Here is a 15,348-nt window from a genome sequence, read left to right on the forward strand (position 1 = left end):
CATATTCGAAGGGTCGGCCCCATGGCATTGCTGCGCAGCTACGTCTCCGGCGGGTGGCACACGGCGGACAACGACGGAGTACCGCTGCACGACGCCTCGACCGGCGAGGAGGTCGCCCGGGTCTCGTCCGAGGGCATCGACTTCGCCGCGGCGCTGGAGTACGGCCGCCGCACCGGCGGTCCCGCGCTGCGTGAGCTGACCTTCCACCAGCGCGCCGCGCTCCTGAAGGCGCTGGCCTCGCACCTGCGCGAACACCGCGACGAGCTGTACGCGCTGTCGGCGCGCACGGGTGCGACCAAGACCGACTCGATGGTCGACATCGACGGCGGCATCGGCGTCCTGTTCGCCTACTCCAGCAAGGGTAAGCGCGAACTGCCGAACGACACCGTCTACGTCGACGGCAACGTCGAACCGCTGAGCAAGGGCGGCACCTTCGTCGCGCAGCACATCGCCGTCCCGCTGCGCGGGGTCGCCGTCCAGATCAACGCCTTCAACTTCCCCGTCTGGGGCCCGCTGGAGAAGTTCGCGCCCGCGTTCCTCGCCGGGGTGCCGAGCCTGATCAAGCCCGCCAGCCAGACGGCGTACCTGACCGCGCGCCTGGTCGAGATCATCATCGAGTCCGGCATCCTCCCCGAGGGCACGCTGCAGTTCGTCGCAGGCAGCGTGGGCGACCTGCTCGACCACGTCACCGCGCAGGACCTCGTCTCCTTCACCGGCTCCGCCTCCACCGCGCAGAAGCTGCGCGCGCATCCGGCGATCGTGCGCAACTCCGTCCGGTTCAACGCCGAGGCGGACTCGCTGAACCTGTCGATCCTCGGCCCGGACGCCAAACCCGGCACGATCGAGTTCGACCTCTTCGTCAAGCAGCTGACCACCGAGATGACGGTCAAGGCCGGCCAGAAGTGCACCGCCATCCGGCGCGCCTTCGTCCCCGCCGACCTGCTGGACGACGTCGCCGAGGCCGCGAGCGCTCGGCTGGCGAAGGTCACCATCGGCAACCCCACCGCCGAGGGTGTCCGCATGGGCGCGCTGGCCAGCCTGGAGCAGCGTGAGGAGGTCCGGCGGTCGCTCAAGGCGCTGCTGGACGTCGGCACGGTCGTCTTCGGCGACCCGGAGCAGGTCGAGGTCGTCGGTGCGGACGCCGAACGTGGCGCCTTCATCTCGCCCGTCCTGCTGAAGGCCGATCCGGAGCGGTCCGAGCCGCACGAGGTCGAGGCGTTCGGCCCGGTGTCGACGCTGCTGCCCTACACCTCGACCGAGCAGGTCGTCGAACTCGCCGCGCGCGGCGGCGGCAGCCTCGTGGGTTCCGTGGTCTCCGCGAACAAGGAGTTCGTGCGCGAGGTCGTCCTCGGGGTCGCGCCGTACCACGGCCGCCTGCTGGTGCTCGACGCCGACGACGCCAAGGAGTCCACCGGCCACGGTTCGCCGATGCCGCAGCTGGTCCACGGCGGCCCCGGCCGCGCCGGGGGCGGCGAGGAGATGGGCGGCGTCCGCGGCGTGCTGCACCACATGCAGCGCACGGCCGTCCAGGGCAGCCCGGAGGTGCTCAGCACGGTCACCGGCCGCTGGGTCACCGGCGCTCCCCGGACCGAAAGCGACGTCCACCCGTTCCGGAAGTCGTTGGCGGAGCTGAAGATCGGCGACTCCGTCGTCGCGGGGCCGCGTGAGGTGCTGCAGTCCGACGTCGACCACTTCGCCGAGTTCACCGGCGACACCTTCTACGCGCACACCGATCCCGAGGCCGCCGCGGCGAACCCGCTGTTCGGCGGGATCGTGGCGCACGGGTACCTCGTGGTGTCGTTCGCCGCGGGCCTGTTCGTCTCGCCGGAGCCCGGCCCGGTGCTGGCCAACTACGGCCTGGAGAACCTGCGGTTCCTCACCCCGGTCAAGGTCGGCGACACCCTCACGGTGACCCTGACCGCCAAGCAGATCACCCCGCGTATCGACCAGGAGTACGGCGAGGTCCGCTGGGACGCCGACGTGACCAACGCCGACGGCGACTCGGTCGCCAAGTACGACGTGCTCACCCTGGTGGCGAAGGAGCAGTCATGACAGCGACGCTGCCTGAGGAAGACCTCGAACAGCACTTCGAAGCGACCATCGCGCGTGATCAGCGGATCGAGCCGCGCGACTGGGTGCCCGAGGGTTACCGCAAGACGATGATCCGGCAGATCGCGCAGCACGCGCATTCGGAGATCATCGGCATGCAGCCCGAGGGCAACTGGATCACTCGCGCGCCTTCCCTGCGGCGCAAGGCGATCCTGCTGGCCAAGGTCCAGGACGAGGCCGGGCACGGGCTGTACCTGTATTCGGCGGCGGCCACGCTCGGCGCGGACCGCGCGGACCTGACCGACAAGCTGATCAACGGCAGGCAGAAGTACTCGTCGATCTTCAACTATCCGACGCTGACCTTCGCCGACGTCGGCGTGATCGGCTGGCTGGTCGACGGCGCCGCGATCTGCAACCAGGTCCCGTTGTGCCGCAGCTCGTACGGGCCGTACGCGCGGGCGATGATCCGTATCTGCAAGGAGGAGTCGTTCCATCAGCGGCAGGGTTTCGAACTGCTGATGACGATGATGCGCGGCACCGAGAAGCAGCGGGAGATGGTGCAGGAGGCGGTGAACCGCTGGTGGTGGCCGTCGCTGATGATGTTCGGTCCGCCGGACGCGGATTCGCCGAACACCGCGCAGTCGATGGCGTGGAAGGTCAAACGCCACACCAACGACGAGCTTCGCCAGCGCTTTGTCGACATGTCCATTCCGCAGGCTGAGGCGCTGGGTGTCACCTTCCCGGATCCGGACCTCAAGTGGAACGCCGAGCGCGGGCACTACGACTTCGGCCAGGTCGACTGGGACGAGTTCAAGAACGTGTTGAAGGGCAACGGTCCCTGCAACGCCCAGCGCATCGCGCACCGGCGCCGGGCACAGGAAGACGGCGCGTGGGTACGCGAAGCCGCGACAGCCCACGCCGCGAAGAAAGGTGCCTCGGCATGAAGCACGACTGGCCGTTGTACGAGGTGTTCGTCCGGGGCAAGCGCGGCCTGAACCACGTCCACGTGGGTTCGCTGCACGCCGCGGACGACGACATGGCGCTGCATCACGCGCGGGATCTGTACACCCGCCGCAACGAGGGCGTGTCGATCTGGGTCGTGCGGGCGAGCGCCATCACGGCGTCCTCGCCGGACGAGAAGGACCCGTTCTTCGCGCCCAGCGGCGACAAGGTGTACCGGCACCCGACGTTCTACGACATCCCCGACAACGTTCCGCACATCTGACATGAGTTTCGACAACGCCTACGAGGCGATCACCGAGGAGAACGACTCCCGCTGGGCCTTCGGGACCGGTTTCGAGGACCCGCTGTCCGGTGTGGACACCACGGTTCCGTCCGGTGTGGACGGTGACCGGCTGGCCGCCTACTGCCTGATGCTCGGCGACGACGCGCTGATCTTCTCGCACCGGCTGCAGGAGTGGTGCACGAACGCGCCCGAACTCGAGGACGAGGTCGCGATCGCGAACATCGCGCTCGACCTGCTCGGCCAGGCCCGGCTGCTGCTGGCCCGTGCGGGCAAGGCCGACGGCAGCGAGCGCACCGAGGACTCCTACGCCTTCTTCCGGAGCGAGCAGGAGTACCGCAACGTCCGGCTCGCCGAACTCGACGGCGGCCATTTCGGGCATCTGATCGCGCGGCTGCTGGTCTTCTCGATCTGGCGGCTGGCGCTCTTGCAGCGGCTTCAGTCCAGTGTGGACCCGGTGCTCGCGGCCATCGCGGACAAGGGTGTCAAGGAGGTCGCCTACCACCGCGACTACGCGGCACAGTGGACCGTGCGCCTCGGCGACGGCACCGAGCTGTCCCACGAGCGGATGCAGGAGGGCCTGGACGCCGTCTGGCCTTACGTCGACGAGCTTTTCGTCGCACACCAGGACGAGTTCGTCGACTCGCCCTCGCTGCGGCCGGAATTCGACGCGGTCCTCGACCAGGTGCTGGCCGCCGCGAAGCTGACGCGGCCCGAGGCCGGCGCCATCGCCGGGGTCTCCGGCCGGATGGGCCGCGACGGCGTGCACACCGAGCGGATGGGTTTCCTGCTGGCCGAACTGCAGAGCGTCGCCAGGGAACATCCGGAGGCGACATGGTGACCGCGTATGCCGTGGCGGCCACGGTGACCGATCCGGAACTGCCGATGCTCACCCTCGCCGACCTCGGCGTGCTGCGTGAGGTGTCCGAATCCGGCGGTCGGGTGGTCGTCGCGATCACCCCGACCTACACCGGCTGCCCGGCGATGGACACCATGCGCGACGATCTCGTGCACGCGCTCACCGGCGCGGGCTACGGCGAGGTCGAGGTCCGCACGGTGCTCCAGCCCGCCTGGTCCACCGACTGGATCACCGAGGACGGCAAGCGGAAACTGGCCGAGGCCGGGATCGCGCCGCCGGGGGCCGCGCCGCGGCGGACCGGCCCGATCCCGCTCACGTTGAGCCCGCCGATGTCGTCGGTCCGCTGCCCGCACTGCGGTTCCACGGACACCGAGGAGCAGTCCCGGTTCAGCGCGACGGCGTGCAAGGCCCTGCGCCGCTGCCGGTTCTGTCTCGAACCGTTCGAACACGTCAAGGAGATCTAGCGTGACCGCGTCCACCCTGCGCCGCACCGGGTTCCACACCCTGAAGGTGGCTGATGTCCAGCGCCTGTGCGACGACGCCGTCGCGGTGACCTTCGGCGTACCCGAAGACCTCGCCGAAACCTTCCGGTTCAAGCCCGGCCAGTCGCTGACCCTGCGCCGCGTGATCGACGGCCGGGACGAGCGCCGCTCGTACTCGATCTGCGCGCCCGCCGGTGCGGCGCCGCGCGTCGGCGTCCGGGAGGTACCGGGCGGGCTGTTCTCGTCGTGGCTTGTGCGTGACGTGCGCCCCGGCGACGAGGTCGAGGTCGCCGCGCCGACCGGCAACTTCACTCCTGATATGGCGGCCGCCGGGCATCACGTGCTGATCGCGGCCGGCTCCGGGATCACGCCGGTGCTGTCGATCGCCTCTTCGCTGCTCGCCGATTCCGACGCGACGGTGACCGTGCTCTACGGCAACCGGCGCACGGACACCGTCATGTTCGCCGACGACCTCGCCGACCTGAAGGACCGCTACCCGGCGCGGCTCGAACTCGTGCACGTGCTCTCCCGTGAGCCGCGTGAGGCCGAACTGTTCACCGGCCGCCTCGACGCCGAGAAGCTGCGGCGCCTGTGCACCGTGCTGATCCCGCCCGGGGACGTCGCGCATTGGTGGCTGTGCGGTCCGTTCGAGATGGTGACCGGCGCGCAGGAATTGTTGCGCTCTCTTGATGTTCCCGATGAGCGCGTCCACCAGGAACTGTTCTATGTGGACACTCCGCCGGAGCCGGTGCATCACGTCGATCCGGCCGTCGTGGGGTCGTCCAGCGAGGTCACGCTGGTCCTCGACGGCCGGTCGACGACGATGACGCTGCCGCGCAGCTCCTCTTTGCTCGACGGCGCGCAGAAGTACCGGCCGGATCTGCCGTTCGCCTGCAAGGGCGGGGTGTGCGGCACCTGCCGGGCGAAGATCTGCGACGGCAAGGTGGACATGCGGCGTAACTTCGCCCTGGAGAAGGCCGAGGTCGACGCCGGTTTCGTGCTCACCTGCCAGTCGGTGCCGATCTCCGAGGCCGTCACTGTGGATTTCGACGCCTGACGAGAGGCACCCTCCGGGTGATGCCGATGTCGGCCAGGAACGGCCGGTCGTGGCTCGCCACGATCAGCGCGCCCCGGTAGGCCAGGAGCGCCTCGGTGAGCCGCCGCACGCTCGCCAGGTCGAGGTTGTTGGTCGGCTCGTCGAGCAACAACAGCCGCGGCGTGGGCTCGGTCAGCAGCAACGTCGCCAGCGCGGCGCGGAACCGTTCCCCGCCGGACAGCGACGCCACCGTGCGTTCGGCCGCCGTGCCCCGGAACAGGAACCGTGCCAGTCTGGCGCGGATCTCGTTGTCGGTGAGCGACGGCGCGACCAGCCGCACGTTGTCCACAATGGACAGCGTGTCGTCGAGGATGTCGAGCCGCTGGGGGAGCAGCCTGGCGGGGACGAACAGCCCCACGTCGCCCGACTTCGGCGGGAGTTCGCCGGTGATCGTGCGGAGCAGGGTGGTCTTGCCCGACCCGTTGGGACCGACGAGCGCGATCCGTTCGGGCCCCATGACGTGCAGGTCCACCGCCGGGCCGAACCGGGGCACGGCGTCGATCCGGAGCACGTCCGTGCCACGGGGGACCGTGGTCTCCGGCAGTTCGACGCGGATCTCGGCGTCCTCGCGCACCAGCCCTTCCGCGGCTTTCAGCGTCTCGACGGCGGTTTCGAGCCGGTCGGTGTGCAGGTTCCGGTACTTGCCCGCGGCGATCTGCGCGTCCTCCTGGCGTTTGCGCATCCGGACTTTGGGTTCGCGTTTCCGGTCCCACATCTGCTGGCCGTAGCGGGCGCGCCGGGCGAGTTTGGTCCCTGCTTCGATCAGCTCCCGCTTCTGCCGTCTGACGTCCGATTCCGCCGCCCTGAGGTGCCGCCGCGCGGCTTCCTGCGCGACCTCGACGGCGTGTTCGTAGTCGGTGAGGTTCCCGCCGTACAGTGTCACTTCGTGGTCGCGGACCTCGGCGATCCGGTCGACCAGCTGGAGCAGTTCGCGATCGTGCGAGACGACCACGAGGATCCCGCCCCAGCCCTCCACCTCGCGGTGCACGAGTTCGCGTGCCCGGAGGTCGAGATTGTTCGTGGGCTCGTCGAGCAGCAGCGCGGACGGACGGCGCAGGAGCAGGGCGGCCAGCCCGAGCAGCGTGATTTCGCCGCCGGACAGTTCCCCGGCCCGCTGGTCCAGCCGGATGGCACCCAGGCCGAGCCTGTCGAGGATCGCGTGGATGCGCTCCTCGACGTCCCAGTTGTCGCCGACGAGGGCGAAATGCTCCTCGGTGACATCGCCGTTTTCGACGGCCTTGATCGCCGCGCGGATCGCGGTGACGCCCAGGACGTCATCAACGCGGCGGTCGGTGTCCAGGACGAGATTCTGCGGCAGGTAGCCGAGCTCGCCCGGTGCGGTGATGGAGCCCGAGGAGGCCCGCAGGTCGCCGGTGAGCAGCCGGAGCAGCGTGGATTTACCGGAACCGTTGGTGCCCACCAGGCCGGTACGGCCGGTGCCGATGGTGAGCGAGAGGCGCTCGAACGCCGGGGCGCCATCGGGCCAGGTGAAGGTGACGTCGGAAAGCGTCAAGGAAGAAGACATGAGACTCCCTGCGAAGGAGGTGGATGGGGGCGCAGGTTCGTCTCACAAGATCATGGGACCAGGCTAACCGACCGTCGCGAACTAACGCAACTCCTTTTGCGTTAGATTGCGAGGCATGCTGTCGTCCGCCGCGGTCTCGCTGGGGGCGAATACGGTTCGTATGGTTCGTGCCGGTTGCCGTTTCGCGGCAACCGGGTCAGAACGGTGCTTCCCCGGTACGAGGCGTGTGCAGAGGAGGTGGCGTGCTGTCGTAGGTTTGGCCGGTCGGTGTGGTGATCGTCAGGGTCCCGTCCGGTGCCAGCCGGTAGATCCACCCGGGTTCGTCCTTGAGCCGATGGTCGCGGCGGCAGAAGGCGATGAGGTCGCCGGCGTCGGTGTGCCCCTGGAACTGCCATGGGATGGAGTGGTCGAGATCGCAGGCCTGAGCGGGCCGGTGACACCCAGGTCTGCGGCATTCGCGGTCGCGGACCCGGAGGAACTCGTCAAGACCGGCCGTCGGGCGATACCGGTCCCGGCCGAGATCCGCGACCTGACCTGACAGCGGGTCGGTGATGATCCGCCGCAGCACCGTGTCGGGTCCGCTCGCGATGTGCCGCGCCAGCGACGCCGGGATTTGGCCGTGCCCGGCCATTTCCGCCGGGGCGTCGTTGAGTCCGAGGTAGGTGAAGAGGTCCAGATAAAGGAATACTTCGGCGCGTTCACTTTTCCCGCCGCTGCCGCCCAACAGGAGGTCGAGAGCGACATCGGCGCGAAGCTGATCCAAAGTGCGGGTCTCGTCGCCGGTCTTGAGCGCGCGGGCCTCCCGGTCGATCCGGTTGTAGGCGGCGGTGACCTTCTCCACCGGGCCGTCCTCGATCTCCAGCGAGGCCACGCCCGCCTCACCCTGACTCACCACGAGCCGGCGGCCTTCGCGGGCCCGCTCGCAACGCTTGCCCGCGCCCTCACGATCGACGGTCGCCGCCGCGTGGTTCGCCGCTTTGCGGATCTGTTCGGCATTCTTGCCGGGTAATCGGTCTTCCAACAAGGCGTCGGCGGCGAGCGCGTTTTCGTCGGACAGCCACGCTGTGGCCGTCACGACTTTCATCGCGCCGAACCCGTCCACCTTGCCCTTGTCCATCAAACCCAGGGTGCGGGGCAACCTGGTGGTCAACGCGTCGGCGGCGGCGACCAGCCCGGCCGCGTACCTGTCGCCCACCGACAGGGCGAACGCGACCTCCTGGGCGACGCTACGCGCGCCTTCGCGATGTCGATTCAGCTGGGAAAGGGCACGGTAACGGATCGCTTCCAGGCGGGCGATCCCCGCTGACGCCGCTTTCGCGAGGGCGACGGATTCGTTGTCGTCCAACGAATCCGCGGCGGTATTGATGGCCTTCAGATTGTCGGGGGCGGTGATTTCCTCGAGTAGCGCCACTGCGGTGGCTCGGTAATTTTCCACCCGATCAACCTACGACCCTCCACCGACAGTTCTGGATCATTCGACTGCCGCCACAGTTGCCGATATTCGGTAATTCTGTTCGTGGCAAGGGAAATCTGGGATGCGCGCTTGGCGATGTTCGCCCGATAGTGGTAAGCGGTGCGCGCGGACAGGATTTCTTGAGCGCTGCCCTTGGGGCCAGAGCGTCACGTATTGCCGGAATTCGGCAACGGAGGACCTGGCACAGACCCACCGCCCCGAGAGGCGGTCCGTCACCGCGGCGACCCACGAGGGCATACTGACGACGTGAGCGAACGCCCCCACGTCCTGCTGTCCGCCGCGGTCTCGCTGGACGGTTACCTCGACGACGCGACCGACACCCGGCTGATGCTGTCCAACGAGGACGACTGGGCCAGGGTGGACGGTCTGCGGGCGGCGTCCGACGCGATCCTGGTCGGCGCGAACACGGTCCGCGCCGACAATCCCAGGCTGCTGGTCCGCTCGCCGGAGCTGGTGCGTGAGCGCGTCGCCGCCGGACGGCCGGAACAACCGGTCAAGGTCACGCTGACGCGCAGTGGTTCACTCGATCCGGCGGCCCGGTTCTTCACCCTCGGCGACGCCGAAAAGCTGGTTTACGCGCCGCCCGGCGTCGTCACGGGCGTGAAGGCGACCGTGGTCGAACTGACGGGCCTGCGCGAGATGCTGGCGGATCTCTCCACTCGCGGCGTGCGGCGGCTGATGGTCGAAGGCGGCGGCGCGATCCACACCCAGTTCCTCACCGAGGGACTCGTCGACGAGCTGCATCTGGCGATCGCGCCGTTCTTCGTCGGTGATCCGTGCGCGCCGAGGTTCACCGGGCCCGGTGCCTTCCCGCGCGGGCTGAACCTGATCAAAAGCAGCCGGTTGGGCGATGTTGCCGTCCTGGAGTACCACGCGACCCCGGAACCGTCCGAAGTGGACATTCTGCGGCTGCGCGAGGCCATCGCACTGGCGGATCTTTGCCCGCCGAGGACATTCCGCGTCGGCGCGGTCATCACCGACGCCGACGGCGAGGTGATCTCCACCGGCTACTCGGGGGACGGCGATCCCGCCAACCACGCGGAAGAAGCCGCGCTCGCGAAGCTCGAATCCGGTGACCCGCGGCTGGCGGAGGCGACGATGTACACGTCGTTGGAGCCGTGCAGCTCGCGGACGTCACATCCGCGAAGCTGCACCCAGCTCATCCTCGACGCCGGCCTTCCCCGAGTCGTGTTCGCCTGGCGTGAGCCGTCGGTGTTCGTCGACTGCGTCGGCGCCGAAACGCTGGAAGCGGCCGGACGCCGGGTGATCGAGGTACCAGCCCTCGCCGCCGACGTCCGCCGCGCGAACACCCATATCCCGGGTGTCCACCCCTGAACTTACTTGCAGGCGTCGCAGCAGCCGCAGCCCAGACCGGTGCACGCCGAGCAGCAACCGTGGCGAAGCACGACCTTCAACAGACGCTTGATCATGGCTGTCCTCCCGATCCTTGACGTCCCACCGCCCTTGTCACGCTAAGTTCTGCGCATACGACAGTGGTACCGCCGGGCGGGCCATGGCGCTGCTCCAGCGGGTGACGTCAGGACTCGAGGTCGCCCTCCAGTGAGAGGTAGACCTCACGCAGCTGAGCCAAAAGATCGGCGTCCGGCTCCGCCCAGAGTCCCCGGTCGGCCGCCTCGTCGAGGCGCTCGATGATGCCGCGCAGCGCCCACGGATTGGCCTGGCGCAGGAACTCCTGGTTGACCTCGTCGAGCACGTAGGACTCGGTGAGCTTCTCGTACATCCAGTCGCCGACCACCCCGGCGGTGGCGTCGAAACCGAACAGGTAGTCGACCGTCGCCGCCAGCTCGAAGGCGCCCTTGTAACCGTGCTTGCGCATCGCGGCCAGCCAACGCGGATTGACCACACGGGCACGGAAGACACGGGCGGTCTCCTCACCGAGGGTGCGGGTGCGGACCGCGTCCGGGGTGGTGCTGTCGCCGACGTACGAGGCGGGCGCCGTCCCGGTCAGCGCGCGGACCGTCGCGATCATCCCGCCGTGGTACTGGAAGTAGTCGTCGGAGTCGGCGATGTCGTGCTCGCGGGTGTCGGTGTTCTTGGCCGCGACCACGATCCGCTTGTACGAGTTCTCCATGTCCTCGCGCGCGGGCCTGCCGTCGAGGTCACGGCCGTAGGCGAAACCGCCCCACACCGCGTAGACCTCGGCGAGATCCTTGTCGTCACGCCAGTTCCCGGAGTCCATCAGCGGCAGCAGGCCCGCGCCGTACGCGCCGGGCTTGGAACCGAAGATCCGCGTGGTGGCGCGGCGCTCATCCCCGTGCGCGGCGAGATCCGCGCGGGTGTGGGCGCGGACGAAGTTCTGCTCGTCCGGCTCGTCCAGGTTCGCGACGAGCCGCACGGCGTCATCCAGCAGTGCGATCACGTGCGGGAAGGCATCGCGGAAGAACCCGCTGATCCGCACGGTGACGTCGATGCGCGGACGGCCCAGTTCGGCGAGCGGGATGGCTTCGATCCCGGTGACCCGGCGTGACGCCTCGTCCCAGACCGGCTGGACACCCAGCAGGGCAAGGACTTCCGCGGCGTCGTCGCCCGAGGTGCGCATGGCGGACGTGCCCCACACCGAAAGGCCGACCGAGCGCGGCCAATCCCCGGTGTCCTCGCGGTATCGCCGGAGAAGCGAATCGGCGAGCGCCTGCCCGGTCTCCCAGGCGAGGCGGCTCGGGATGGCCTTCGGGTCGACGGTGTAGAAGTTGCGGCCGGTGGGCAGCACGTTGATCAGGCCGCGCAGCGGGGAACCGCTGGGGCCCGCCGGGATGTAACCGCCGTCGAGGGCGTGGAGCACGGCGTCGATCTCGGCGCCGGTGCCCGCCAGTCGCGGCACGATCTCGGTGGCGGCGAAGGTGAGCACCCGGGCGACGTCCTGGTGCTCCGGCACGTCGGCGACGACCTCGGCGACGGCGGCGGGAGACCAGTCCCTGGCCTCCATCGCCTCGACGAGCGACCGTGCCGTCTGTTCGATCGCGTCCACTTCGGACAGTGGTGCGTCGCTGTTCTCCTTGAGCCCCAAGGCGGAGCGGAGTCCGGGTACGGCGCCCTGTTTGCCGCCCCACATCTGCTGGGCCCGCAGCATCGCGAGCACGAGGTTGATCCGCGCCTCGCCTTCCGGCGCGACACCGAGGATGTGCAGGCCGTCGCGGATCTGGGCGTCCTTGACCTCGCACAGCCAGCCGTCGATGTGCAGCAGGAAGTCGTCGAATTCCGCGTCGTGCGGACGTTCCTCGACGCCGAGATCGTGGTCGAGCTTCGCGGCCTGGATCAGCGTCCAGATCTGCGCGCGGACCGCGGGCAGTTTCGCCGGGTCCATCGCGGCGATGTTGGCGTGCTCGTCGAGGAGCTGCTCCAGCCGGGCCATGTCGCCGTAGCTTTCGGCGCGGGCCATCGGCGGGATCAGGTGGTCGACGATGGTCGCGTGCGCGCGCCGTTTCGCCTGCGCGCCCTCGCCGGGATCGTTGATCAGGAACGGGTAGATCAGCGGCAGGTTGCCGAGGACGGCGTCCGGCGCGCAGGAGTCCGAAAGGCCGGCCGTCTTGCCGGGGAGCCATTCCAGCGAACCGTGCTTGCCGAGGTGGACGACGGCGTGCGCGCCGAACTCCTCCTCCAGCCACCGGTAGGCGGCCAGATAATGGTGGCTCGGCGGGAGGTCCGGGTTGTGGTAGATCGCCACCGGGTTCTCGCCGAAGCCGCGGGGCGGCTGGATCATCAGGATGACGTTGCCGGACTGGAGCGACGCGAGCACGATGTCGCCCGCTGTGTCGAGAGATCTGTCGACGTAAAGCTCACCGGGGGCGGGGCCCCAGTGCTCCTCCATGCCCTCACGCAGTTCCGCGGGCAGCTCGGCGAACCATTCGCGGTACTTGTCGGCGGGGACGCGGATCGGGTTGCCGGACAGCTGCTCCTCGGTCAGCCACTCCGGATCCTGCCCGCCCGCCGCGATGAGCGCGTGGATCAGCGCGTCACCGTCGGGTTGGTCGGTGCCGGTGGGCTCGACGCCGGGGAACGGGTCCTCGCCGAGGTCGTACCCCTGCTCGCGCATGCGGCGCAGCAGGGCGATCGCGGACGCGGGCGTGTCGAGGCCGACGGCGTTGCCGACGCGGGAATGCTTGGTCGGGTACGCGGAGAGCATCAGCGCGATACGGCGTTCCGGCGGCGGCGTGTGGCGCAGCCTGGCGTGGGCCAGCGCGATCTTGGCGACCCGGGACGCGCGTTCGGCGTCCGGCACGTACTTCGGGAGGCCGTCGTCGTCGATCTCCTTGAACGAGAACGGGACGGTGATCAGCCGCCCGTCGAACTCGGGGACGGCCATCTGGTTCCCGGCGTCGAGCGGCGAGAGGCCGTCGTCGTTCGCCGACCAGGTCTCGCGGTCGCTGGTGAGGCAGAGGGCCTGGAGGATCGGGATGTCGAGGGCGGCCATCTCGGAGACGTCCCATGCCTCGTCGTCGCCACCGGCGCCGACCTCGGACGGCCGGGTGCCCCCGGCGGCCAGCACGGTGACGAGGAGCGCGTCGGCCTTGGCCAGTTCGGCCATCATCTCCGGCTCGCGTGTGCGCAGGGACGCGCAGTGGATCGGGAGCGCGCGGCCCCCGGCGTCCTCGATGGCGTCGGAGAGGGAGCGGACGAACTCGGTGTTGCCGGACAGGTGATGTGCCCGGTAGTAGAGGATCGCGATGACCGGACCCTCGGTGTTCTTGGGCTCGCGCTCCAGGACACCCCAGAGGGGCTGCACGGCGGGCGGCTCGAAGCCGTCGCCGGTGAGCAGGAGCGTGTCGCTGAGGAACCGGTACAGCTGGGTGAGGTTGGCCGGGCCGCCCTGCGCGAGGTACGCGTGCGCCTCCGCCGCCGTGCCCGCCGGGACCGTGGACAGCTTCATGAGCTGCGCGTCCGGGGTCTGCTCGCCACCGAGGACGACCACGTGCGCGCCGCTCGCGCGGACCGTGTCGAGCCCTTCCTGCCAGCTGCGCTCGGACCCGAGGATCCGGACGACGACGATCTGGGCGCCGTCGAGCAGGGCGGGCAGTTCGGCGAGGTCGAGCCGGGCCGGGTTGGCCAGCCGGTAGTCGCCTTCGCTGGAACGGGCGCTGAGCAGGTCGGTGTCCGAAGTGGACAGAAGCAGGATCACGGCAGTCCTCACTCGGGGTGTCCGCGCCCCGGGTCGTGCGGTCGCGCCGGCGGGAGTTCCTGGCTCCCCCTCTCGTGCCTGTGAGGGGTGACAGTGGCGGGACCGCCCCGGACTCTCACCGGGTTCCTCCACCTGCCGACGCGTGGGTTCCAGCCCACTCTCCGGGCGGCCCGGCCCGGCGTCAAGGTGATGTGCCCATCAGGGGTGGCTAGAACGCGCCGGGCAGGACGAGCACACCCCAGGCCAGGGCCGGGCCGAAGCCCACGATCGCGCAGGTGTAGCCGATCACCTGCCGGTAGAAGCGCTGCCGGTCCACGCCCTTGGCGTTGCTGAGCACGAGGGCGCCGTTGGTGGAGAACGGCGAGACGTCGACGATGGTGGTCGAGATCGACAACGCCGCGACCAGGCCCGCGGCGCTGAGCTGGCTCGACAGCAGCAGGGGCACCGCGATCGGGATGATGGCGGTGAGGATCGCGGTGGACGAGGCGAACGCCGAGGTGATCGCGACAGTGAGACAGAGGAGGAGCGCGACGAGCAGGGGCGCGCCGACCACGGCGGCGTGTTCCGAGATGGCGTCGATCGTGCCCGCCTTCTCCAGGATGCCCACGTAGGTGACCATGCCGGCGACGAGCAGGATGGTCGACCAGCTGATGCCGTCGACGGCCTTCGCCTGGTTCTTCATGTCGACCAGCGCGAGCAGGGCACCCGCCGCCAGGGCGAGGAAGCCGATCTGCAGGTGGAAGCCGAGCGCGCCGACGATGAGCCCGCCGAGCAGTGCCAGGGTGAGCCACTGTCGCCAGGTGACCCCGCCGGGTGCCGGTTCGTCGGCACCGACGGCGTCCCCGGCGGCCGGTTCGGGCTGCACCTTGTTGCGCAGCAACAGGAATGTCGCCACCGAGAGCAGCACGTTGAACCCGAAGCTGGCGAGGAACAACAACACCGAGGGCGGCACGTCCAGCGGGGTGTCCGCGATCATCCCGTTCACCAGGACCCCGGAGACCGCGATCGGGGAGAACGCGCCCGCGTGCCCGCCGCAGATGATCATCATGCCCATCATCAGCGGGCTCAGCCGGTGCCGGAACGCGATGTTCATGCCGATGGGGACCAGCAGGGCGACCGCGGCGGGGGTGAAGGTGCCGAACGCGGTCAACACGGCGGCGACGGCGAAGAGCACCCACGGGATGAGGGTGACCTTGCCGCGCACGAGGCGGACGCCGTAGCTCACGATGAGGTCGATGGTCCCGTTGCGCTGCGCGATGGAGAACAGGTACGTGACGCCGACGATCGTCACGAACAGCGAAACCGGGAATCCTTCGAAGATCTGGGCCTCGTCCAGTCCCAGCGACGCCGTGCCGATCACGAACGCGGCCACGAAGGCGAGGATGCCGATGTTGATCGGGAGCAGCGTCCCGACGAGGAACATCACGGCGAGGGCGCCGAGGGAAATCAGCTCAGGAGACATCTTTGTCCTTGAGGGAGAGGAGTG

Annotated in this window: 11 protein-coding genes and 1 riboswitch; of the genes, 7 read left to right on the forward strand and 4 right to left on the reverse strand. The window is 69.2% G+C overall.

The features are described 5' to 3' along the window. Window positions 1–21: 21 nt before the first annotated feature. The 6 genes from paaZ to paaE are packed head-to-tail and all read left to right on the forward strand — an operon-like array spanning window position 22 to window position 5,690. On the forward strand, window positions 22–2,052 hold the full coding sequence (gene paaZ, locus L324_RS00825) for a phenylacetic acid degradation bifunctional protein PaaZ (RefSeq protein ID WP_037303336.1): 2,031 nt from the start codon (window positions 22–24) through the stop codon (window positions 2,050–2,052). Beyond that, window positions 2,049–2,993 (forward strand): 1,2-phenylacetyl-CoA epoxidase subunit PaaA, encoded by a 945-nt coding sequence (paaA, locus tag L324_RS00830; RefSeq protein ID WP_037303337.1) that lies wholly within the window; start codon window positions 2,049–2,051, stop codon window positions 2,991–2,993. The genes paaZ and paaA overlap by 4 nt, the downstream gene beginning before the upstream one ends. Continuing rightward, window positions 2,990–3,274 (forward strand): 1,2-phenylacetyl-CoA epoxidase subunit PaaB, encoded by a 285-nt coding sequence (gene paaB / locus L324_RS00835; protein WP_037303338.1) that lies wholly within the window; start codon window positions 2,990–2,992, stop codon window positions 3,272–3,274. Before paaA ends, paaB begins: the two co-directional genes overlap by 4 nt. A 1-nt stretch (window position 3,275) precedes the next feature. Beyond that, on the forward strand, window positions 3,276–4,133 hold the full coding sequence (gene paaC, locus L324_RS00840; RefSeq protein WP_037303340.1) for a 1,2-phenylacetyl-CoA epoxidase subunit PaaC: 858 nt from the start codon (window positions 3,276–3,278) through the stop codon (window positions 4,131–4,133). Next, entirely contained in the window at window positions 4,127–4,615 is a 489-nt protein-coding gene (gene paaD, locus L324_RS00845) for a 1,2-phenylacetyl-CoA epoxidase subunit PaaD (protein WP_037303341.1), read from the forward strand. The genes paaC and paaD overlap by 7 nt, the downstream gene beginning before the upstream one ends. A gap of 1 nt (window position 4,616) precedes the next feature. Further along, window positions 4,617–5,690 carry a 1,2-phenylacetyl-CoA epoxidase subunit PaaE gene (paaE, locus tag L324_RS00850; RefSeq protein WP_037303343.1) on the forward strand — a complete coding sequence of 358 codons (1,074 nt, stop codon included), beginning with the start codon at window positions 4,617–4,619 and terminating at the stop codon, window positions 5,688–5,690. Here the strand turns inward: paaE and L324_RS00855 are convergent. Beyond that, a complete protein-coding gene (locus L324_RS00855) occupies window positions 5,668–7,254 on the reverse strand; it encodes an ABC-F family ATP-binding cassette domain-containing protein (RefSeq protein ID WP_037303344.1) in 1,587 nt (528 codons plus the stop codon). The two genes, paaE and L324_RS00855, sit on opposite strands and share 23 nt — an antisense overlap. 196 nt (window positions 7,255–7,450) lie before the next feature. After that, complete coding sequence (locus tag L324_RS00860; RefSeq protein ID WP_037303345.1) at window positions 7,451–8,665, reverse strand: HNH endonuclease signature motif containing protein; 1,215 nt, start codon at window positions 8,663–8,665, stop codon at window positions 7,451–7,453. A 309-nt stretch (window positions 8,666–8,974) separates the two neighbouring features. Here L324_RS00860 and L324_RS00865 point away from each other — a divergent pair, with 309 nt between their 5' ends. Then, window positions 8,975–10,063, forward strand: coding sequence for a dihydrofolate reductase family protein (locus L324_RS00865; protein WP_037303346.1), 1,089 nt, complete (start codon window positions 8,975–8,977; stop codon window positions 10,061–10,063). Between the two features lie 202 nt (window positions 10,064–10,265). On the opposite strand, the gene cobN is transcribed toward L324_RS00865, so the two are convergent. Next, window positions 10,266–13,862: a cobaltochelatase subunit CobN gene (gene cobN, locus L324_RS00870; protein ID WP_037303347.1), complete on the reverse strand. Its 3,597-nt coding sequence runs from the start codon at window positions 13,860–13,862 to the stop codon at window positions 10,266–10,268. Between the two features lie 53 nt (window positions 13,863–13,915). After that, window positions 13,916–13,991: riboswitch (cobalamin riboswitch) on the reverse strand. 79 nt (window positions 13,992–14,070) lie between these two features. Further along, window positions 14,071–15,324 carry an SLC13 family permease gene (locus L324_RS00875; RefSeq protein ID WP_173426331.1) on the reverse strand — a complete coding sequence of 418 codons (1,254 nt, stop codon included), beginning with the start codon at window positions 15,322–15,324 and terminating at the stop codon, window positions 14,071–14,073. Window positions 15,325–15,348: the final 24 nt, after the last annotated feature.

Source organism: Amycolatopsis orientalis DSM 40040 = KCTC 9412 (assembly GCF_000478275.1).
GTDB lineage: Bacteria > Actinomycetota > Actinomycetes > Mycobacteriales > Pseudonocardiaceae > Amycolatopsis > Amycolatopsis orientalis.